This window comes from Dyadobacter bucti, from assembly GCF_005869225.1.
Classification (GTDB): domain Bacteria; phylum Bacteroidota; class Bacteroidia; order Cytophagales; family Spirosomataceae; genus Dyadobacter; species Dyadobacter bucti.
Genome location: NZ_SWFP01000005.1, coordinates 170,730 through 192,093, shown reverse-complemented (window position 1 = coordinate 192,093; position 21,364 = coordinate 170,730). Strand labels below are relative to the sequence as shown.

Annotated in this window: 24 protein-coding genes; 14 read left to right on the top strand and 10 right to left on the bottom strand. The window is 45.1% G+C overall.

Annotated elements, in window-relative coordinates; translation table 11 throughout:
• Positions 1-172: 172 nt before the first annotated feature.
• The 8 genes from FBF61_RS17545 (at position 173) to FBF61_RS17510 (ending at position 5,110) form a co-directional block, all read left to right on the top strand.
• Positions 173-559, top strand: coding sequence for a four helix bundle protein (locus tag FBF61_RS17545; protein ID WP_138479611.1), 387 nt, complete (start codon positions 173-175; stop codon positions 557-559).
• A 59-nt stretch (positions 560-618) separates the two neighbouring features.
• A protein-coding gene (prfB, locus tag FBF61_RS17540; protein WP_138479609.1) for a peptide chain release factor 2 occupies positions 619-1,693 on the top strand; the annotation gives its coding sequence in 2 pieces (ribosomal slippage) (positions 619-678 and positions 680-1,693; 1,074 coding nt in all).
• Positions 1,694-1,819: 126 nt separating this feature from the next.
• Positions 1,820-2,008, top strand: coding sequence for a type II toxin-antitoxin system VapB family antitoxin (vapB, locus tag FBF61_RS17535; RefSeq protein WP_229215098.1), 189 nt, complete (start codon positions 1,820-1,822; stop codon positions 2,006-2,008).
• Positions 2,005-2,247, top strand: coding sequence for a hypothetical protein (locus FBF61_RS17530; RefSeq protein WP_205748296.1), 243 nt, complete (start codon positions 2,005-2,007; stop codon positions 2,245-2,247). Before vapB ends, FBF61_RS17530 begins: the two co-directional genes overlap by 4 nt.
• Entirely contained in the window at positions 2,231-2,470 is a 240-nt protein-coding gene (locus FBF61_RS17525; protein ID WP_138479605.1) for a type II toxin-antitoxin system RelE family toxin, read from the top strand. Before FBF61_RS17530 ends, FBF61_RS17525 begins: the two co-directional genes overlap by 17 nt.
• Positions 2,463-3,251 carry an alpha/beta fold hydrolase gene (locus tag FBF61_RS17520; protein ID WP_138479603.1) on the top strand — a complete coding sequence of 263 codons (789 nt, stop codon included), beginning with the start codon at positions 2,463-2,465 and terminating at the stop codon, positions 3,249-3,251. Before FBF61_RS17525 ends, FBF61_RS17520 begins: the two co-directional genes overlap by 8 nt.
• A 28-nt stretch (positions 3,252-3,279) precedes the next feature.
• Positions 3,280-4,572: an MFS transporter gene (locus FBF61_RS17515; protein ID WP_138479601.1), complete on the top strand. Its 1,293-nt coding sequence runs from the start codon at positions 3,280-3,282 to the stop codon at positions 4,570-4,572.
• A gap of 103 nt (positions 4,573-4,675) precedes the next feature.
• Positions 4,676-5,110: a DoxX family protein gene (locus FBF61_RS17510; protein ID WP_138479599.1), complete on the top strand. Its 435-nt coding sequence runs from the start codon at positions 4,676-4,678 to the stop codon at positions 5,108-5,110.
• 3 nt (positions 5,111-5,113) lie between these two features.
• Here the strand turns inward: FBF61_RS17510 and FBF61_RS17505 are convergent, their stop codons facing one another.
• From FBF61_RS17505 to FBF61_RS17485, 5 genes are all read right to left on the bottom strand, one after another.
• A complete protein-coding gene (locus tag FBF61_RS17505) occupies positions 5,114-5,989 on the bottom strand; it encodes an AraC family transcriptional regulator (RefSeq protein WP_138479597.1) in 876 nt (291 codons plus the stop codon).
• Between the two features lie 103 nt (positions 5,990-6,092).
• Positions 6,093-6,428, bottom strand: a complete 336-nt coding sequence (locus FBF61_RS17500; RefSeq protein ID WP_138479595.1) for an RNA polymerase sigma factor — start codon at positions 6,426-6,428, stop codon at positions 6,093-6,095.
• Positions 6,429-6,462: 34 nt separating this feature from the next.
• Entirely contained in the window at positions 6,463-7,434 is a 972-nt protein-coding gene (locus FBF61_RS17495; protein ID WP_138479593.1) for a dihydrodipicolinate synthase family protein, read from the bottom strand.
• A gap of 45 nt (positions 7,435-7,479) precedes the next feature.
• Entirely contained in the window at positions 7,480-9,063 is a 1,584-nt protein-coding gene (locus FBF61_RS17490) for a sodium:solute symporter family protein (protein ID WP_138479591.1), read from the bottom strand.
• A 126-nt stretch (positions 9,064-9,189) separates the two neighbouring features.
• Positions 9,190-9,873 (bottom strand): TVP38/TMEM64 family protein, encoded by a 684-nt coding sequence (locus tag FBF61_RS17485; RefSeq protein WP_229215097.1) that lies wholly within the window; start codon positions 9,871-9,873, stop codon positions 9,190-9,192.
• A 190-nt stretch (positions 9,874-10,063) separates the two neighbouring features.
• Here FBF61_RS17485 and FBF61_RS17480 point away from each other — a divergent pair, with 190 nt between their 5' ends.
• The gene (locus FBF61_RS17480; RefSeq protein WP_138479589.1) at positions 10,064-11,203 is read left to right on the top strand and encodes a cystathionine gamma-synthase; all 1,140 of its coding nucleotides are present in this window, start codon (positions 10,064-10,066) and stop codon (positions 11,201-11,203) included.
• Between the two features lie 78 nt (positions 11,204-11,281).
• Entirely contained in the window at positions 11,282-11,632 is a 351-nt protein-coding gene (locus tag FBF61_RS17475; RefSeq protein WP_138479587.1) for a DUF3127 domain-containing protein, read from the top strand.
• Between the two features lie 57 nt (positions 11,633-11,689).
• Here FBF61_RS17475 and FBF61_RS17470 read toward each other — a convergent pair whose 3' ends face one another.
• Positions 11,690-12,343 (bottom strand): AlbA family DNA-binding domain-containing protein, encoded by a 654-nt coding sequence (locus tag FBF61_RS17470; protein ID WP_138479585.1) that lies wholly within the window; start codon positions 12,341-12,343, stop codon positions 11,690-11,692.
• Positions 12,344-12,529: 186 nt separating this feature from the next.
• On the bottom strand, positions 12,530-12,751 hold the full coding sequence (locus FBF61_RS17465) for a DUF2795 domain-containing protein (RefSeq protein WP_013927448.1): 222 nt from the start codon (positions 12,749-12,751) through the stop codon (positions 12,530-12,532).
• A 334-nt stretch (positions 12,752-13,085) separates the two neighbouring features.
• Between FBF61_RS17465 and FBF61_RS17460 the strand changes: the two genes are divergently transcribed.
• From FBF61_RS17460 to FBF61_RS17445, 4 genes are all read left to right on the top strand, one after another.
• Positions 13,086-13,817 carry a copper homeostasis protein CutC gene (locus tag FBF61_RS17460; RefSeq protein ID WP_138479583.1) on the top strand — a complete coding sequence of 244 codons (732 nt, stop codon included), beginning with the start codon at positions 13,086-13,088 and terminating at the stop codon, positions 13,815-13,817.
• 39 nt (positions 13,818-13,856) lie between these two features.
• Positions 13,857-16,328: a penicillin acylase family protein gene (locus tag FBF61_RS17455; RefSeq protein WP_138479580.1), complete on the top strand. Its 2,472-nt coding sequence runs from the start codon at positions 13,857-13,859 to the stop codon at positions 16,326-16,328.
• Entirely contained in the window at positions 16,325-16,654 is a 330-nt protein-coding gene (locus FBF61_RS17450) for a hypothetical protein (RefSeq protein WP_138479578.1), read from the top strand. Before FBF61_RS17455 ends, FBF61_RS17450 begins: the two co-directional genes overlap by 4 nt.
• 139 nt (positions 16,655-16,793) lie before the next feature.
• Positions 16,794-17,417, top strand: coding sequence for an OmpH/Skp family outer membrane protein (locus FBF61_RS17445; protein WP_138479576.1), 624 nt, complete (start codon positions 16,794-16,796; stop codon positions 17,415-17,417).
• 113 nt (positions 17,418-17,530) lie between these two features.
• Here the strand turns inward: FBF61_RS17445 and FBF61_RS17440 are convergent, their stop codons facing one another.
• From FBF61_RS17440 to FBF61_RS17430, 3 genes are all read right to left on the bottom strand, one after another.
• Positions 17,531-18,283 (bottom strand): succinate dehydrogenase/fumarate reductase iron-sulfur subunit, encoded by a 753-nt coding sequence (locus tag FBF61_RS17440; RefSeq protein ID WP_205748300.1) that lies wholly within the window; start codon positions 18,281-18,283, stop codon positions 17,531-17,533.
• 129 nt (positions 18,284-18,412) lie between these two features.
• The gene (locus FBF61_RS17435; protein ID WP_138479572.1) at positions 18,413-20,401 is read right to left on the bottom strand and encodes a fumarate reductase/succinate dehydrogenase flavoprotein subunit; all 1,989 of its coding nucleotides are present in this window, start codon (positions 20,399-20,401) and stop codon (positions 18,413-18,415) included.
• Positions 20,402-20,473: 72 nt separating this feature from the next.
• Complete coding sequence (locus FBF61_RS17430; RefSeq protein ID WP_138479570.1) at positions 20,474-21,145, bottom strand: succinate dehydrogenase cytochrome b subunit; 672 nt, start codon at positions 21,143-21,145, stop codon at positions 20,474-20,476.
• Positions 21,146-21,364: the final 219 nt, after the last annotated feature.

Here is a 21,364-nt window from a genome sequence, read left to right as displayed (position 1 = left end):
ATTTCCTGCAAAGGTAATAAATTATGATTGTGAATGGGCATTTTGGGGGTGAGTCATTTGTTGTCATTCATTGTCATTTGTGGTCATTTATCGTTTTTATACTTGAAAAGACCTTATGTCTGCCTGTTACTTCTGAAAGTTTCGACGTCTAATATAGAAAAATCTACAATCTATGAAATTGGAAGACCTACAAATTTATCAGCTAAGCATGGAGCTGTCGGACGGGATTTGGAATGTCGTGCAAAAATGGGGCGTATTTAGTAAGGACACTGTCGGAAAACAGCTAGTCCGTGCGGCGGATTCCATAGGCGCTAACATCGCAGAAGGTTTTGGCAGATATCACTTTAAAGAAAACCAGAACTTTTGTTTCTATTCGAGAGGTTCGCTATATGAAACCAAAACCTGGTTAACAAAAGCGCAGAGCCGAAACCTTTTAAATCCAGAAATATTCAAGTATTTAATCAATCTTTGCGACACGCTAGCCTTAAAATTGAACAATTACATCAAAACGATAGGCAAAACAAACACGTCATCGGGCAGTCAACAAATCAACAAATGACGATTAATGACTATCAATGACAATTAATCAACTATTCACAATTTTTCATTCAAATCGCTATGACTGCAGAGCAATTGAAAGACTTGAAAGCCCGTGTAGAGGCTTTGGGGAGGTATCTTTGACTACGATAACCGAAAAAAACAGCTAGAAGACCTTGAACAGCAGACTGTTCAGCCCGAGTTCTGGGGCGACTCAGCAAGGGCAGAAAAAACAATGCGAGAAATCCGTGGCCTGAAATTCTGGACCAACGGATATGAAGAACTCGCAAGGCTCCGCGACGACCTGGACACGATCTGGGAGTTTTACGATGCCGATGAAGCTACCGAGGAAGAAGTGGATGAAGAAGGCAAAAAGCTTTCCGATAAACTGGATGAGGTAGAGTTCCGGAAAATGATGGGAGAAGAAGGGGACGAACTCCCGGCAGTGATCGAGATCAACGCCGGTGCAGGTGGGACCGAATCCCAGGACTGGGCTTCGATGCTCATGCGGATGTATATCATGTGGGCCGAGAAAAACGGTTACAAAGTACGTGAAGTGGATTTGCAGGACGGCGATGTTGCGGGCGTCAAATCCGTTACACTCGAAATCGATGGCGAATATGCCTACGGTAACCTCAAATCCGAAAACGGTGTACACCGGCTCGTCAGGATCTCGCCCTTTGATTCCAATGCCCGTCGGCATACTTCCTTTACCTCGGTATACGTGTATCCACTGGCCGACGATAATATTGAGATCGACGTAAACCTGGCTGACATTACCTGGGATACGTACCGTTCAGGCGGCGCCGGTGGACAGAACGTTAACAAAGTGGAAACCGCAGTTCGTTTGCACCACAAACCTTCGGGGATCATTATTGCTTGTCAACAAGAGCGTTCCCAGCTGATGAACAAAGAAGTTGCCATCCGGTTGCTGAAATCCCGCTTGTACCAGATAGAACTGGAAAAAAGGAATTCCGCACGCGCCGAAGTGGAAGCATCTAAACGTAAGATCGAATGGGGTTCTCAGATCCGCAGCTACGTGCTCGACGACCGCCGCGTAAAAGACCATCGCACGGATCACCAGACATCAAACACTGATGCAGTACTGAACGGCGAAATCAATGATTTTATCAAAGCTTATTTAATGGAATCGTAAGGTTAGCTGATTAAAATTAAGACCTCCCAGTCATTCACATTTATTGAATCGACTTGGAGGTTTTTTTGTTTCTTGTTAACTTACTTTAAATAGCACAACTATGAGTAAGATAGAACTATTAGAAGGGTGTCAGCGCTTCCGGAAAACCTTCAAGAACAAGTGTCTGATTATGCTGATTTCTTGACTGGCAAATATCTGGCAAAATATTCGCCTAAAAAACCATTAAAATTTGGCATGATGAAGGGTACTTTCGTTATGGCCGATGATTTTGATGCGCCCCTTGATGATACTCCTGGGCCTTCCTTCAGACTTTGAATAACGGTGAGGTTTTTTTATATTTCACAAAAAAAGCAATGACCGGCATCAGATACATTACAGACGATAAAGGTAAAAAAACAGATCTTATAATCAATTTGGAGGAACATGGCCAAATTGTGGAAGATTTGCTTGATGCTTTATTAATTGAAGAACGAAGAACAGAAGACTCAATTCCTTTTGATGAATTTGTCCAGCAATTAAAAGCAGAAGGTATAATTGGTGAAGGAACTCTATGATTTGATCATTCTGAAATCTTCACAACGGGAAATTCAGAAAATTCAAAAGGACGAAATCGGAAAAATACTGCTTGCGATCAAGTCACTAGCTCAAAACCCCAGGCCACTCGGATTTAAGGAATTAGTAGGAATAAAGAATTACCGTGTTATTTATATTGTTGAAGATGTAGTCAGAATCGTGGAAGTTTCGGGAGTCCGGCATCGTCGGGAGGCTTATGACTAATCTTAATAATCTTCTTCATTTTTCTAAATTCGGCCACGGCCCCAAAACACTCCTTGCTTTTCATGGCATAGGCCAGGATGGACTTCGCTGTTTTCAGTGCTTCGAAGAGCTGCTTGGCGCGCAGTACACGATTTACGCATTTGATCTCTTCTTTCACGGGCAGTCGGGAGCTATTTCTGAAAATGTAATTTCAAAAGAATTCTGGACTGCAACGATTCACGATTTTCTCCATCGACATCAAATTATCCGTTTCGATATTGCTGGTTTCAGCATAGGCGGCAGGTTTGCGCTGGCGACGCTGGAAGCGTTTTCGGGACAGGTTGATCAAGTTTTTCTGATCGCGCCTGATGGTGTTTCCGAGCATCCGCTTTATACGCTGGCTTCGAGATTCTGGCCTACGCGGATGATTTTCAAAAAGCTGTTACAATATCCGGAAGTCCTTTTCAAAACGTCGAACCTTCTTCAAAAAGTGGGTTTCATCAGCAGCAGCTTGAATATCTTCACCCAAAAGGTCCTTGATTCCCCTGAAAAAAGACATTCGGTGTACCACTCCTGGGTCTCATTCCGGAAATTACGTTTCGATATCCACCGCATTTTCAGGTTAACTAAGCAAAATAAGGTGACGATACACCTGTTTGTCGGAAAATTTGATAAATTGTTGAAACCAAAACATGTCCGGAAATTGGCGCAGTTACTACCTGAACATCAATACCACGAACTCAAAAGTGGTCATACCAAACTGGTAGCACAAACCGGAGCATATATTGCCAACCATTTTTAATTCATTTACTCCAGTCTCCCGATCCTCCATGCAAAAAAATTTACCGGAAAATGACATTAGCTGGCGACTCAAAGCCATCATAGGCGGATCAGCCGGAAATTTGGTCGAATGGTATGACTGGTATGCCTATTCCGCATTTTCACTCTATTTTGCCAACAGCTTTTTCCCCGACTCCAATCCTACCGTACAGCTCATCAATACGGCCGGGATATTTGCGGTAGGATTTCTGATGCGGCCGATTGGCGGATATATTTTCGGAAAACTGGCAGATACAAAAGGCAGGAAAGAAGCTATGACATTATCCGTACTGCTTATGTCATTCGGATCATTGCTGATCGCTTGCCTGCCTGGCTACAAGAGCATCGGAATTGCTGCTCCCATTTTACTTTTGATTGCACGGCTGTTACAGGGATTGAGTGTAGGAGGCGAATACGGAACCTCCGCAACCTATCTGAGCGAAGTCGCGATTAAGGAAAGACGTGGCTTTTTTTCGAGCTTTCAGTACGTTACACTCATTGGCGGCCAGCTCATCGCGCTGGGATTGCAACTGATCCTTCAGAATATATTTCTCACCGACCAGCAAATGCATGACTGGGGCTGGCGTATACCTTTCGTTTTGGGTGCAATTTTATCGCTCGTTGCCCTGTATCTGCGGACCCACCTCAACGAAACGGACGCTTTCAAGGGCAAGGATAAAGCAATAAAAAAAGAAGGTTCGTTAAAGGAGCTGATGAAGCACCCCAAAGCCATCATGACTGTTGTAGGCCTGACGCTGGGCGGGACGTTGGCCTTTTACACCTACACCACTTACATGCAGAAATTCCTCGTCAACACAGTGGGGCTAAGCAAGTACCAATCGACCATCCTGACATTCTGTTCTCTTCTTATTTTTGCTTTGCTACAGCCCGTCTTCGGCGCGATTAGTGACAAAGTAGGCCGCAGGCCGTTGCTGATCGGCTTCGGTGTGCTGGGAACGCTCTTCACATTCCCTTTGCTGACCACGCTCAGCCATACTACCGGCATGTGGCAGGCCTTTGGTTTGCTGATGGCAGCACTGATCATCGTGAGCGGCTACACTTCTATCAATGCAGTGGTAAAAGCAGAACTTTTCCCCGTGGAGGTTCGTGCGCTTGGGGTTGGTCTTCCGTATTCCCTAACTGTTGCCATCTTTGGCGGCACAGCCGAATACTTTGCTTTATGGGCTAAAAACCTTGGTCATGAAAGCTATTATTACTGGTATGTGACGTTCTGCATCTTTATATCTCTGGTGATTTACATCAGGATGAAGGATACCAAACACACATCTCTGATCGACCAGTAACCCGCCTGAAATAACATCAGTTGTATATTAGAAAAGATAAATTATCTCTTGACATAATCCTGTAAAATTGATAACTTTCTGGAAACCAAAACATTCAGAAGTTATGAACATAATGGATCGAATAGAGCATTGGGGCGATACACATCATCCTGCCTGGATGGACACAGTTCGTATCGGATTAGGGGTATTTCTTTTTATAAAAGGTATCAGCTTCATCAGTGACACGACTCGGTTGTCACATCTTATTACGGGTTTGGATATTCATCTCTGGACGGTAACCGCAGTACATTATGTGGCGTTTGCGCATATATTCGGAGGCTTTCTGATCGCGCTGGGTTGCCTTACCAGGGTAGCATCGGTGCTTCAGATCCCAATCCTGCTGATTGCCGTATTTTTTGTCAATATCCGTCTCGGATTCTCATATCTTAATTCGGAGCTCTGGCTTTCCGTCATCACTCTCTTCCTCGTGGTTACTTTCAGTATAATCGGCTCAGGCAGGTTTTCGATGGACGAGTGGATGAGAACCCACGACAAGTAAGCCTTAAATCAACTCTGGGGCGGTTTTATACAGGTATTTTCTTTTGTACTCCAAAGGGGTCATGCCAGTCACTTTTTTAAAATGACGGTAAAAGTTAGATACATTGTTAAAACCGCACTCAAAACAAATCACTTCTGTCGCAATTCTGTCCTCGATCAGCAAGCGGCATGCCTGGCTAATGCGGATTTCGATCAGAAAATCGTTGTAAGTTTTTTTTGTCATTAATTTGAAATACCTGCAAAATGAGGTAATGCCCAGATGGGCGATGGAGGCGACGTCCTGCAGTGTTATCGCATTTCTGTAATTGGCAAGAGTATAGGAATATACCTTGTTCAACCGCAACGTTTCAGTATCATTGGATTTATAAAAAGCATAAGCCGAAGCGATCGTTTCGATATCAGAAGTTTCAGCAAGTATTTTCAAAATCGATAACAATGCGATTAACCGTTCCAGGTTCTCCGCATTTACGGCTGCGTGCATTAACGGTATGATCTTCTCTTTCGCTTCGCCGCTGATCAAAAGCCCTCGTTTTGCCCGGTCGTATAGTTTAGGGATCTGATATGCTTCCGGTAACAGCAGCAGGTCGCCACCCAGGCAATTTGGCAAGAAATGGATAATGATCACCTCGGCAGCAGTATTGCTTGCCCCTGCTTCTACCCGCCAGGTATGCGGCAGGTTTTCTCCCAGAAGGATCAGTTCGCCGTCGGAAAAGTTACTGATGTTGTCTCCTATGAAACGGACTCCCTTACCTTTGATAAGATAATGTAGTTCAAGCTCAGGATGATAATGCCAAACGGTCCCAAAACCCGAATCCTTATCGTGCCGGATACTGAACGACGTCTGGGACGGTATAGGAACTTTATGAAAATGCGGTTTCATTTTTAAATGGATTCTGGCAGTTTTCCGTTTGCTGCCGACGCTCTACCTAAAAAGAAATAGTAACGTATATCTATCCGGATTTAACATAAAAAGTTCTGAAAGCTTAGTATTCCGTCTGCTTTTCGTTGAAGGAATGAATGCGATCCAGGTATTGTTTTCTTGAAGCCGGATCGGTGTATTTTTTCATTTGACCAAAGATCTGATTTCGAAGGTTCATAAACAGATAGGACTGAAAATTGTCCTTTGTTTTCAACTGAACCCTTTCCTCCCATATCTTGGCAAATACATCTCTGATAATACCTTCTGCTTCCTTTTCGTCTTTCAGAAGTACTGTACAGAATTTGAATGCCGGAAAATGAAAATGAGAACAGAGTTCGGTAAAAGCCCTTTCATCCCCTTGAGTTACCTGATCAAGAATGTGTTCATTTGGAAAATTCATAGCTTTTGAATTAGGGGCAAAATGGATCAGAGATTCATTTTGCCAGGCTTTTTTTAAAGATACTTGTGATACCAAGATCATTCTGGAGATCGTCTATTTCCTCCAGTAGCTGATCCATCTTTTGCTGTAATTCCGTAGTAAGTACGCCCACTTCCCTTCTGGTAAATAACGATATCGGAAACCCTCTTTTCTGCAGACTGTATTTTGCAATAATCGGATAAGCCGTATGAACCAGCTCCATGGATTCATCAAAGAAATTCTGCAGGCGCACCACATCTTCCCGCCTTTCGGAATCATTGTAATGATTACATAACCAAACAATTAGCTCAGGATAGATATTACCCTGTATGCAAGACAACCCTGCCGCACCTGCGCGCAAAGAAGCTGTTGCATTGACCATATAGGCATCATACAATCCGAAATTATAACCTTCACCTACCTTTATTCTGCGTACAACTTCTTCCAGGTCCAGAGATGTGTCTTTATGATAAATAACCCGTCCTGTGGCGAGCAGCTCAGCCAAAACCGGACTCATTATCAACCTCTTGTACGGAACCGGACATTCGTAGAATCCCAGGGGAATATCGTCCGTAAGTGCGATAAGCTCTTTGGAACGTGTTAAAAAAACTTCGTCAGATTCATCCTCCGCAGCGATAAGGCTCGTAATGACAATTACAGCCTGGACTCCGGTTTCGTATATACGTTTAACAAAATCGGCCTGTTCTGCAATAGGTCCGCCGAACGTACCCGTTGCTACCACAGGTACCCTGCCAGCAACCTGATCCACTACCGTCTTTGTGATGCTGAGCCTTTCATCTTCTGTCAGTTCAAACATTTCACTGGATAAACAGTTGGCAAACAGACCCGCACAACCTGCCTCCAGATATAATTCGGTAAGCGCTTTTAATCCGTCATAATCAATTTCACCTGAATCCTGGAAAGGAGTGAGCATTACGGGAATAAATCCCTGTGGCAACAGTATAGAGGATTGCTTAACTGATGTCATATCAATAGAAGTTAAGTTTAGGTTTTTGTTATGTGTATCTATTAGCTATTCGCTGTCCAGCACTACCTCCCGCTTCACTTTCTCTTTTCCTTTCAACTTTGTTAAGAGCAGACCGAGAAGAAAGATCGTCAGTGTCCCCACTACCATAGTCATATTCTGATGCAGCGGGTTTCTCAGATAAGCATATTCATCGGTAAGCTGGACTGAGAATGTCAACCAGATAATCACTACGATGCCAATTAAGGTAGCGGTAAGTGCTTCGGCATTTTTTGTGCTTTTTGAAATAATTCCCAGAAGAAATAGTCCCAGCATACCTCCGGCAAAAATACCGGACAGCATCCACCACACATCCAGCACACTTTTAACCCCTATCATCGCGATACCGGTGATCATTCCAAGAATCCCAAAGACTGTTGTGGCAATATATAATAGTCGCAGTGACTCTTTTGACGAAAGGTCCGGCTTAACATATTTCTGATAAATATCTACTGAAAAAACGGTCGCAGAAGCATTCATCCCTGAACTGATCGTGCTCATAGCTGCCGACATAATCGCCGCAATAATCAGCCCCAGCAATCCGACAGGCACTTTGGTCACCATAAAATGCGGCATTACCTTGTCGCCGTAATCGGCCGGTGAAAGTGTGGCTGCAAGGTCTGCAATAGCTTGCGGGGTTCCGCCCGGCAAACGTTCCACAGCAACTTGCGTCCGGATAATGTTAAGCAATTCGGGATTACTTTGGTAATAGGCGTACAAGCAGGAACCGAGTATAAAAAATATCAGTGAAACCGGCACATACAAATATACACAAAGCCAAACCGAGCTGGCAGCTTCCTTAACGGACGAGGTGGTATGATAGCGCTGCACATAATTCTGGTCCATTCCGAAATTGTTGAGATTCATGAAGAATCCGTACAACAGGACTACCCAAAATGATGCGGTCGTAAAGTCAGGCGCAAAACTTCCGAGACTGAATTTATTGTCTGCCTCCCCTATTTCAATGATTCGGGAAACGCCGCCATCCATACCTGATACCACCAGATACAATATTGCCAAAGCGCCCACTGTTTTGATCACCCCTTGCACAACCTCCGTCCAAATCACCGCCTCCATTCCGCCCATAACAGTATACAACACGATACATATCCCAACTACGACCATAATTGTGGACATCGGGTAACCTGTAAGAGCCTGAAGGCTCAGTGCGATCCCAAAGAAAATGGAACCCATCCGCGCCAGCTGCGTAAGCAAGAAGCAAGCGACCGCATAAGTCCTCGCCCAGGGACCAAACCGATGCTCAAGATGCGTATATGCTGAAACCGCACCGGTATTACGATAAAACGGTATAAAAAAACGGGTCGCGACCCAAGCAGCCAGGGGCATCGACAAACTGAAAACGAAAGAGTTCCAGTTGCTTCCATAAGCCTTGCCTGGCACACCGAGAAAAGTATTGCTGCTGAGAAAAGTTGCATAGATCGAAATTCCGATCGCCCAGCCGGGTATGCTGCCGGAAGCTTTCGTGAATTGATCTGCGGTGGTGTTTTTGCGTGAAAAATAAATCCCGACCGCGACCATCCCTACCAGATAGGCAATTACAATAGCCAGATCAACAAAAGGTAAAGATTTCATCTTACTTTATTAATAAGTATAACTTTACCACAAAGAAACTGGATAAAGTGTATGATTTTATATCGTTTAATACCCTTTTATTGTACGATATTATCAAAGCACTTTTTTATATCCTTTAATCTATAATTATTCGGCTACTTTCTTGTCCTTAAAAAGATATCCGATTCCGATAGTACTGACCACAATCAGCACGATCAGGATGATCTTGGTTGCCAAACCCTCATTAGGATGTTCCAGTAAATACCGGATGTCCTGCGCCTCTCTGCCGGCCCACACGGCGAGGACGGTACGCGGGATCATGCCCAACGTGCCGCCAGCCAACACCTGCCTGAACCTCGCACCGGCCATAGCAAAAAACAAATTGGTAATAGCAAACGGGAGAACCGGTGAAAGTTTTGCAAAAAATATCAGCCTGAGTTCATGTTCCTGAAACCGGCGGAGTAGTGTACCGACTTGCGGATAGGCCTGTACAAGATAGCTCCGTACAGAGGATGCGTGAAGAAAATTTGCGAGACCATATATAATGGCGATCGCGCCGAGGTTCAGTGCGAAAAGCATCGGTAAGGCTGTCCATCCAAGAAAATACCCGTAAACCAGGGCCAAAAAAGTCGGAGGCGTCAGTGCCAGTGATACGGCCAGTGTTAAAATCAAAGTGGCAACAATCCATATTTCAACGGACCAGCTACGAAAAAGGCTTTCGTTGGTAACAGCCCAGGCAGTTAAGACGGAACTGGTAACAAGTGGTACGACCGTCAATAAAACACTGGCGATAACGGGGAGCGAAAACCTTTTTGGTGCAGAATTTTCCAAAGGTTAAATATTTAATTTATGATTCAGCAGTAACTATCAAAATAACCACTAGTTTGGCCAAAAGGTTTTTACGGCCTCACCTTTATGATGTACATTTTTATTATTGATGCCACGGATGCACGAATGGACACGAAGGAGATCGTATTCGTGAAAATCCGTGCATCCGTGGCCACATAAAACGCATTCAAAAATGAAATTCGGAACCAAAGCCATACATGCAGGCGTATCGCCGGACCCAACTACCGGCGCAATTATGACGCCTATTTATCAGACTTCCACCTACGTGCAGGAAAGTCCGGGCAAACACAAGGGCTACGAATATTCGCGGACCCATAACCCTACCCGGACAGCTTTGCAAAACGCACTGGCTGCACTGGAAAACGGGAAGCACGGGATTTGTTACGCATCAGGCCTGGCTGCAACCGATGCAGTACTCAAACTCTACCGCCCCGGAGACGAGATCATTGCTACCAATGACATATATGGTGGCTCCTACCGGATTATGAAACGGATTTTCGAGCCGTTGGGGCTGGTTTTTCACTTTGTGGATATGAGCGAGATCAATCATATTAAAGAGGTTATCTCCGAAAAGACCAAAATGATTTGGATTGAAACCCCTACCAACCCGCTGTTGAAAATCATCGATATTGAAGAAATAACCGCATTGTGCCGTGAAAAGAAAATCGCAAGTGTGGTAGATAATACTTTCGCCTCCCCCTACCTGCAGAATCCTCTTGACATGGGTGCGGATATCGTTATGCATTCCGTCACCAAATATTTGGGTGGGCATTCGGATACCGTCATGGGTGCGCTCATTACCAATGATGATACACTGGCAGCTAACCTGGCTTTTATTCAGAATGCAAGCGGGGCGGTTCCTGGCCCGCAAGACTGTTTTCTGGTATTAAGAGGAATAAAAACGCTGCATATCCGTATGCAGCGCCATTGTGAAAATGCTATGATTGTTGCAAGCTGGCTGGAAAAACATCCGAAGGTTAACAAGGTCTATTACCCCGGACTTCCCTCGAATCCGGGCCACGCACTTGCCCGCCGGCAAATGCGTGGTTTTGGTGGTATGCTGTCATTCGAACTAAAAGGTGATGTGTATGAAGAAGCAGTCAGAACTATGGAACGTCTGCGTGTTTTTTCACTCGGTGAGTCGCTGGGTGGCGTGGAATCACTTTGCACGCATCCGGCGAGTATGACGCACGCGAGCATACCTAAGGAAGAGAGAATCAAAGTAGGGCTGAAAGACACCCTGATCCGGCTGAGTGTCGGCATTGAAGACGCGGAAGATTTGATTGCCGATCTCGAACAGGCAATTGGTTAGTTTTGGTTGCTCTTTGCAATCAAATTTCAAAAGCCCTACTTTTGAAAGCACATTATAGAAACTAAATTTTAACTGTACATGGAATTAACAGGAACAGTCATTGCTTTACTTCCTGAGGTAACTGGTCAAGGCAAGAACGGATCGTGGCGTAAGCAGGAATTCATCCTTGAAATCCCTTCCCAATATCCTAAAAAGGTTTGTATTGCACTGTGGGGCGACAAAATAGACCAGGCTAACCTTAAAGTGAACGACTCCGTAACCGCTTCCATCGACGTGGAAAGCCGTGAATACAATTCGCGCTGGTATACCGAAGTAAAAGCATGGAAAGTGGATAAAGCAGGAGGCGTAAGCGCTTCTAACCAGGGAGGAAGCCCGTTGCCTCCGGTAACTACGTTCAGCGAGGACGAATCAGACGATCTGCCATTTTAATAAGCTGTACCGACCGTGCCTCATCCTGAATACATTCTCGGGATGAGGATATTAATTTCAATGTGACTGATATGCCATTGACATCGTAAACTTGTCGATCATTTCGTGTGGATGTACTTCCAAAATCCGGGCAAGCACCATTACCACAAGCGTATTTGAGGCTATTTTTCTGGGGATACCGGCGAAGGTTGCAAAAAGGTCAACGGTAACAGATTCCTTTTCATCCAGCAATTTCATCAATTTCTTCTCTTTGTCTCCGTACTGAAAACGTACGTCCCGCTCTCCCCGGCCTCGACGCATAATCTCCTTCATTTCGCGGCTCGCCTGAATCGACTTGTCCTGCACCCGTATATATGCCTGCCTGTTGCCCGTATCGTCCACTACGTAATGAGGCTTGTCAATACTTCTGGGAATGGTCAGGACGAGCACATCCCGGTCAGGGCTGACGGGGATTCTTTCTTTTTTAAAACTGATCTTCGGAAATATGTATTTGTCGATAGCCTTCGTCAGAGTATATTCATCTTCCTCTGCATCTTTGAGGCCCTTGATGGTTTTATCGTCCCCGACTCCGACGAAAAGTTTCCCGCCACCGGAGTTGGCAAAAGCGACAACTTCACGGACAATTTTCTCAGGATGATTGGATTTCAGTTTGAATTCCAAATGTTCACCCTCACCTTTCTTCACCAACTCTCTCAATAATCGAAGTTCCATTAGTTGGAATGGACAGATATCTGAATTATGACAAAATCACTTTAGGTAACTTCCCCGTCTTTCTTATTGATAACGAAATCAATTTACATTGGTTTTGCCGGATTAAAAAAATATTAAGGAAGTAGTTTTGCAAAAATTGGCAGATAATTATAAAAAAAACGGCACCTCTCAGCGCCGTCTCTTCATCTAATATTCATCTTCATTAAAAAAGAAATCGTCTTTGGTTGGATAATCAGGCCAAATTTCTTCGATGCTTTCATAAGGCTGGCCATCATCTTCAAGCTCCTGTAGGTTTTCAACTACTTCTAACGGAGCGCCTGTTCTGATTGCAAAGTCAATTAGCTCGTCTTTGGTAGCTGGCCAGGGAGCATCTTCAAGGTATGATGCAAGTTCGAGAGTCCAGTACATAATATTTTCGCCTATTAATGGTTACTTACTTTTTTTGCAAAAGTAAAAAATTTGACATCTTTTAAAAGCTTAAAGCGAAAAAAAAGAAAAATAATTGCTCGCTGGAAAATTTTATTTTTTTTCATTATTTAATCCTCTGTAAAAGAGATATTTAATATCATTCTCCAGTTAATAATTCTATCTCATAATACTTCGGCTCTTAGTCCTTTCCCAGACATGGCGAAAATAGAACAATGAGTGTCTACAGCAAAACTCTTCCAATGAATAATACGCTCCTCCTGCCTTTCGCTTAAAACCTTTTTGTAATTTTCCCCATCAATATAAAAATTACAATATGACCATTGAAGTTTGCGCCTATTCCCTGGAATCCTGTATCAATGCACAGGCGGGAGGTGCCGGAAGAGTTGAATTATGCGGCGGATTGGGCGAAGGAGGCACCACACCCAGTGCAGGATTGATCGAAGTGGTAAGGCAGCATATTGATATCCAGTTGTTTGTGATGATCCGACCCCGCGGCGGCGATTTCGTATATGATGTTTTCGAAGAGGAGATCATGAGAAAAGACATCGATCTGGCGAAAAAACTGGGCGCCAACGGCGTAGTGCTCGGCATTCTCCTGCCCGACGGCCAGGTTGATGTAGCCAGAACAAAAGCGCTGGTGGATTACGCATATCCCATGAAAGTTACTTTTCACAGGGCCTTTGACCTCACACCTGATCCTATGAAAGCGTTGAAGGCCGTGATAGAAACCGGGGCAGAGAGAATTCTCACGTCCGGCCTGAAGCCTTCGGCATTAGAAGGTATCGATCTTCTGCAAAAACTATCTAAGGAAGCCGGAAAATCCATAGAGATCATGGCGGGTAGCGGCGTATCCCATCACAATGCCGCTCAACTGAAAGAAGCCGGCGTCCACGCACTTCATTTAACTGCGAAAGCTTTTCGCCCTGCACGCCAGAAATACTTTCCTGCTGATATTTCCATGGCTGGCGGAATTCCCGATGAACGTTCGGTTCTTTACAGCGATCTTGGATTAATTGAAGCCATAGTACAAGTAGTTTCCGATTAAAATTCTTCTTTTACCAGCGCGCATCCTAACTCCTTCTTCATGAAATTCGTCAGAGCTATTTTTTCAATTGCCCTAACAATTGGACTTGTATATGTCTTAAACAGGCCGCTGGGGCCTGCTCCGGCACTCGGGCCTTTTTTAAGCCCTTTCACCGGCTTCTGGCAAAATGGAGAAGCCCCTTCGAATCCTATGGGTAACCAGGTTTTGAAGGCAAACAGCCTGAAAGACGAAGTCGTGATCCGGTTTGACGATACCGGCGTACCGCACATTTTTGCTAAAAACGATTTTGACCTCTTTTATGCCCAGGGTTACATTACGGCAAAAGACCGTTTGTGGCAAATGGATCTGCAGACCCGGGCGGCGGCGGGACGACTTTCTGAAATACTGGGCCGCGCAACCCTGGAACTCGACCAGCAAAGCCGTCGCCTCGGAATGGGTTACGGTGCAGAAGCAAACCTTAAAATGGCAATGAGCGATCCCAGATCGCGGGAGGCTCTGCTGGGATATACTGCCGGGGTAAATGCATATATCAATCAGCTTGATGTCAAAGATTATCCGGTAGAATTCAAATTACTGGGATATAAACCCGAAGCATGGCAGCCTATCAACACCATGTACATGCTGGAACAAATGACGCTTACCCTGGCCGGGCGGTCCAATGAGCTGAATATGACCAATGTGCTGAAAAAATACGGTAAAGAAATTGTAGACCAGCTCTTTCCCGATTATCCCATGCTGCGGGAGAGCCCGATCATTCCGGAAGGGACCAAATGGGATTTTAAACAACTGCCCGTTCCGGTTAAAATCCCGGAAATGCAAGCTGCCAAGCACTTATCTTTCCTCAAAAAACCGAAGAACGCTCTTGGAGAAAGAGAACCAAAATTTGAAGGACTGGGCAGTAACAACTGGGCGATCGGCTCCGAAAAGTCCATTACAGGATACCCGATCCTTGCCAACGACCCGCATCTTGACTTGTCGCTTCCGTCTATCTGGTACCAGGCCCAGCTGCACGCACCCGATGTCAATGTCTGTGGTGTTTCGCTGCCGGGTATACCCGGGATCATTATTGGTTTTAACCAGAATGTTGCCTGGGGTGTCACCAACGTAGATGCCGATGTTTTCGATTTGTATAAAATAAAATTCAAAGATGACACCCGTAATTTCTACCGGCATGATAATCAATGGAAACCGACACGTAAAAGAACGGAGGTTATTTATGTAAAAGGCGAAAAAGAACCGATCCGGGAAGAAGTAGTTTACACGCACCACGGCCCGGTCACAGATACGGACTATAGCTCGGAAAAATATCCTACGCTGGCTGTTAAATGGATCGGCCACGAACCTGGTAACAGCTTTCTTACCTTTTATGAACTTAATAAATCCAGGAATTACGACGATTACCGCAAAGCGCTGACACATTACGTAGGCCCTGCACAGAACTTCGTGTTCGCCGATAATAATAAGAACATTGCAATCACTGTCAACGGGAAGCTTCCTCTAAAATACAGGGAGCAAGGAAAATTTCTTCTCGACGGCACTGATCCCGCTGAGGACTGGCAAGGCTGGATCCCCGCCGATCAGAATCCATATGTAAAAAATCCCCCCAGAGGTTTTGTGAGCAGCGCCAACCAGTCATCCACCGACCAAACCTACCCATATTATATCAACTGGTCCTTTTCTCCGTCGGAAAGAGCTCTACGGATCAACGAACGCCTGGCGGCAATGTCACGCGCAAATGCCGACAGTTTAAGATTACTACAGAATGACAATTTCAGTGTGCTTGCAAAGACAATTTTGCCAAAATTGCTTTCCATACTTGACAAAACGGCCTTAACGCCTACCCAAAAAGCTGCTCAGATTACATTGGCCAACTGGAATTATCAAAATTCCCCGGAATCCGTCGCGACGTCAATTTTTGAAGAATGGTACCCAATGCTAGGCCGGGCCATCTGGGACGATGAGTTTGATTCCACACCTGTCGCCATGGAGTATCCCTCGCGTGACCGGACTTTGTACCTGCTTTTAAAACAGCCGAATGAAAAATGGTTTGACAACGTAAATACACCAGCCAAAGAAACACTACCCGATATTGTTTCCGCCAGCTTCAAGGCGGCACTGGATACGCTTGCCGCGCATCACGGTCCTATGAGCGATTCGTGGCAATGGTACAAAGTAAAAGCAACCGAGATCCGGCATCTGAGCAGAAGCCTGAAACCGTTTAATGCCCCTCCGATAAAAACCGGCGGCGCAAGCAGTGCCGTCAATGCAATTTCGAAAAGAAAAGGGCCGTCATGGCGCATGGTGGTGGAATTAGGGCCAAGCCCCAAAGCATACGGCATTTATCCGGGCGGGCAATCGGGAAATCCCGGAAGTCCGTATTATCTTAATCTGCTAAAAAAATGGGAAAACGGGGAATTGAATGAACTGCTTTACCTTTCTTCCCCCGATCAAGAGAATCCCCGCCTGACTTCACGTATCACTTTGCAAAACCCGAAAATGTTTACAAAATGAATTTTCTGCTTATCCTTCTCGTTTCGGCATTATTTCAATTTTTTGCTCCCTGGTGGGTAATTGCCATCGTTCCTTTTGTGATCAGCCTGTGGCGCCCCACCTCGTCACCGCATTCTTTCTGGATCGGCTTTCTCGCTATTGCATTACTTTGGCTGGCTTACGGTTTCTATTTACACTTCGTGTCGGGTGGCGCGATGTCGGACAGGATCGCTGAAATATTCTCATTGAAAAAAGGTATCCTGCTGCTGATCGTCACTGCGATTGTCGGAGGATTGGTGGGCGGAATGTCGGGTTTATCGGGATATCTCGCGAGAAAAATGGCCTAAAAAACATTGAATGACCACTTTACAGAATTTTCATAGCCTGATTTTATTAAACTGGAGTAAAAAATAAGGTAATTGCATGCCTTGAAACACAAATCATTATCTTTGCGGCTCGTTCAAAAAACAATAAAACTTTAAAAACGTGAACAACAATACTTCGCTTATTTGGAATGTCGTGCTTACACTCGCAGTAGCGGTGCTATTCTTTTTACATTTTTCCGGGAAGCCTTCAACCGGCTCCGAGACAGTAGCAGACGGTAGTGTGGTACCGGGCCGCCGCACGGTTTATGTTCAGGTAGATTCTCTGTTGAAAAATTACGAATTTTTTAAGGATACCAAAAAAGAGCTTGAAAACAAGAACTTCCAGCTTGAAAATGACCTTAATACCAAAGGACGTTCATTGCAGAATGAAGTTGCGTTTTTCCAGCAAAAAGCACAGACCATGACTCCCGAGCAGGCAAGGTCTACCGAGGCTCAGCTAATGAAAAAACAGCAGGACCTGGTTGCTTACAGAGACCAGTCGGCACAGGCCCTGGGTATGGAAGAAGCAAAAAAGAATGAAGAGCTGTACAAAAACATCCGCAGCTATATTGATAAATACAACAAAGAAAATGGGTACGAATATGTATTGGGCTACTCGTTGGGTGGTGGTATTTTGTTTGCCAATCCTTCCCTGGATGTAACAAAGAAGATTATAGATGGTTTGAACAAAGAGTATAAAGGCTCAGATAAAGAAGCTGCTGCCGATTCCACCAAAAAGAAATAGATTTTAGAAATACATACGCAAAAGAGGCGGCCAGTAAATTGGTCGCCTCTTTGTGTTATGAGCTGTTTAAAAAGATCTCTGCTTATTACTCTGCTTCTATTGAAGAAAACAGGTTAAACCGCGGACGAAGATAACTTCGCACCAATATATTCGCGGTTCATGCGGGCAATATTTTCGAGACTGATTTCCTTCGGACACTCTGCAGCGCAGGCCCCGGTGTTGGTACATGCGCCAAATCCCTCTGCGTCCATTTGAGCTACCATTTTCTCTGCGCGTATGCTGCGTTCCGCCTGCCCCTGCGGCAACAACGCCAGCTGGGAGATTTTTGCAGATACGAAAAGCATAGCAGAAGCATTTTTGCAAGCAGCTACACAAGCGCCACAGCCAATACATGCAGCAGCAGCAAATGCTTCGTCCGCGGCAACCTTCGGTATAGGAAGGCTGTTTGCATCCTGGGCATTACCGGTATTAACAGAAACAAACCCTCCGGCAGCAATGACGCGGTCAAAAGCGTCGCGGTCCACCACAAGGTCCTTAATAACCGGGAAGGCTTCGGCTCTCCACGGTTCAACCACAATGGTATCACCATCCTTAAACGAACGCATGTGAAGCTGACAGGTTGTAACGCCTCTCAAAGGACCATGCGGCTGGCCGTTGATATACATTGAACACATTCCGCAAATCCCTTCGCGGCAATCGTGGTCAAATGCAACCGGTTCTGTTCCCGTTTCGATAAGCTGTTCGTTCAGAACGTCGAACATTTCTAGAAAAGACATGTCCGGAGAAACATGGTCCAGGCTATAATTTTCAAATCGGCCTTGTGTATTGGTATTGCTTTGTCTCCAGACTTTAAGCTTAATATGCATGTTACCTGCACTCATCTTTGTAATAGTTAACGGTTATCAATTAACCAGTAATATTAATTATGCGAATGGCCGGCTGCAAATCAGCCGGGGCGGCCCCGCCAATGGCCGAATGCCGACAGCCGTCGGCTTTTATTTATAACTTCTTTGGGCAATCTTAATGTTCTCGTAAATCAGTTCTTCTTTGTGAAGTTCCCACTCTTCCTCGGCTTTGTGTTCCCAGGCAGATACGAACATAAAGTTTTCATCATCACGTAGTGCCTCTCCTTCTTCGGTCTGGTGCTCCTCACGGAAATGGCCTCCGCACGACTCTTCACGCGTAAGTGCGTCAATACACATCAGTTCTCCAAGCTCTATAAAGTCAGCAACGCGGCCCGCTTTGTCCAGTTCGGGGTTAAATTCATTTTTCCCGCCCATCACCTTCACATCTTTCCAGAATTCTTTGCGAAGCGCACGTATCTCAACGATTGCCTCTTTCAGGCCCTGCTCATTCCGCGCCATTCCGCATTTGTCCCACATGATCTGACCCAGGCGGCGATGGAATAATTCAGGAGATGTTTTTCCCTGAATAGACATCAATGTTTCGATACGGTCAGTAACTTCTTTTTCCACCTTCACAAACTCCGGATGATCGGTCGATATTTTACCTGTTCCGATTTCCTTGGCAAGGTATGATCCAATTGTGTAAGGAATCACAAAATATCCGTCTGCCAGTCCCTGCATCAGGGCTGATGCTCCAAGGCGGTTTGCGCCGTGGTCAGAGAAGTTTGCCTCTCCCAAAGCGTAGAGGCCGGGTACCGTTGTCATCAAGTTGTAATCAACCCAAAGTCCGCCCATCGTATAATGGACCGCCGGATAAATACGCATAGGCACCTCGTAAGGATCTTCTCCCGTGATTTGCTTGTACATATCAAAAAGGTTACCATATTTTTCCTTCACAACCGCTTTACCCCAAACCGTAATATCTTCTTTCGAAGGATTTTCGATGTTATTTTTATTGGCTTCACCTTTTCCATAACGTTCTACCGCAGCGGCAAAATCAAGAAAAACTGCCAGCTTGGATGCTCCAACGCCATAACCGGCATCGCATCTTTCCTTGGCGGCACGCGAAGCGATATCACGTGGAACAAGGTTACCAAATGCAGGGTAACGGCGTTCCAGGTAATAATCTCTTTCTTCCTCAGGAATTTCATTTCCCGGACGGTTATCATTCTTTTGCTTCGGCACCCAGATCCGGCCGTCATTACGAAGCGATTCGGACATCAACGTTAGCTTCGACTGATGATCTCCCGAAACTGGAATACAGGTCGGGTGAATTTGTGTGAAGCAGGGGTTTCCAAAATAAGCACCACGTTTGTGGGCTTTCCACGCCGCGGTCACATTACTGCCCATGGCGTTGGTAGAAAGATAAAACACGTTTCCGTATCCCCCCGTACAAAGCAAAACAGCATGGGCTCCGTGACGTTCTATTTCACCGGTTATGAGGTTTCTTGCGATAATACCGCGGCATTTGCCGTCAATATTGACCACATCAAGCATTTCGTGGCGGTTGTACATTTTAACGGTACCCATACCCACCTGACGTTGCAATCCGGAATATGCTCCCAGAAGCAACTGCTGGCCGGTTTGCCCCGCTGCGTAGAAAGTGCGCTGAACTTGGGTTCCCCCGAAAGACCGGTTGGAAAGCAGGCCACCGTATTCACGTGCAAAAGGAACTCCCGCTGCAACGCATTGATCTATAATATTTCCGGAAACTTCGGCAAGACGGTGTACATTCCCTTCTCTCGCCCGATAGTCGCCCCCTTTTATTGTATCATAAAAAAGACGGTAAACCGAGTCACCATCATTTTGGTAATTCTTGGCAGCGTTGATACCACCTTGTGCGGCAATGGAGTGCGCGCGACGCGGGGAATCCTGGAAACAGAAAGCTTTAACCTTGTAGCCCATTTCGGCAAGTGTAGCGGCAGCCGACGCACCTGCAAGTCCTGTTCCAACAACAATAACTTCAAGATTACGCTTATTGGCAGGGTTTACAAGAGCTACCGAAGACTTGTATTTACTCCATTTTGTTTCAATCGGCCCTTGTGGAATTTTGGCATCCAGATTAGATGAAGTTGCCATATATTTTGTAATGTTAATTTAATCAGAAAACAATATTCGAATCAGCGCTTTCGCAATCAATATTACCTTGGACTAGTAGACCCAGCCAAAATAGATAGAGATGGGCATCAAAGCGAAGAGTATGGGGATCACGATCGAAAACGCCGTACCCACAACGGAAATGAGGCCATTGTATTTCACATGGTTAAGTCCAAGCGACTGGAACGCACTTTTGAAACCGTGCAGCAAGTGCCAGAACAGAGAGATACAACCCAGGACATAGATCAAAACCACGACAGGGTTCTGGAAAATATCAAGCATCATTTGGTATAGATCCAGTTCTTCACCGGTAGCGAACTGGTTGGAGCGGTTTGGAATCCAGAAATGAGAAGTATGGATCACCAGAAATATAAGTAATAGCGTACCCAGCAAACCCATGCTCCTCGAATACCAGGTGCTGTTGGCAGAGGGATTATTGACTGCATAATTTATAGGCCTCGCATCACGGTTGGTCTTCCAGAGGATGAGACCATCGATAATGTGAATTAAGAATCCGGCTACCAGCCCGATTTCCAGGGTACGGATAATCGGGTTCGTACCCATAAAATGCCCCCAGTGACTAAAAGTTTCGCCTCCGTCATTGTAAAAAATCATAGCATTAATGGTAGCATGAATGACCAAAAAGCTTATCAAAAAAAGTCCGGTAAGAGCCATCAGAAGCTTTTTCCCAATGGAACTCGTTAACGTTTGTGAAAACCACGACATAGCAAACACGAATGGTTTTAGTGCAAAAAAAATAGGTATATTTAGAACCGTTCAAAGGTATATCACAAACCACTGCGAGGCAAAAAAAGCCATTCATTTTTATATGCTGCCCGATTATTTATAATCATTATTAAGAATTCTCAATCTTAGAGGGCAATCCCACTCAGTCTCTTGTTTATGAATGTAAAAAAAGACCAAACTTTCATAGTGAAATCGGAA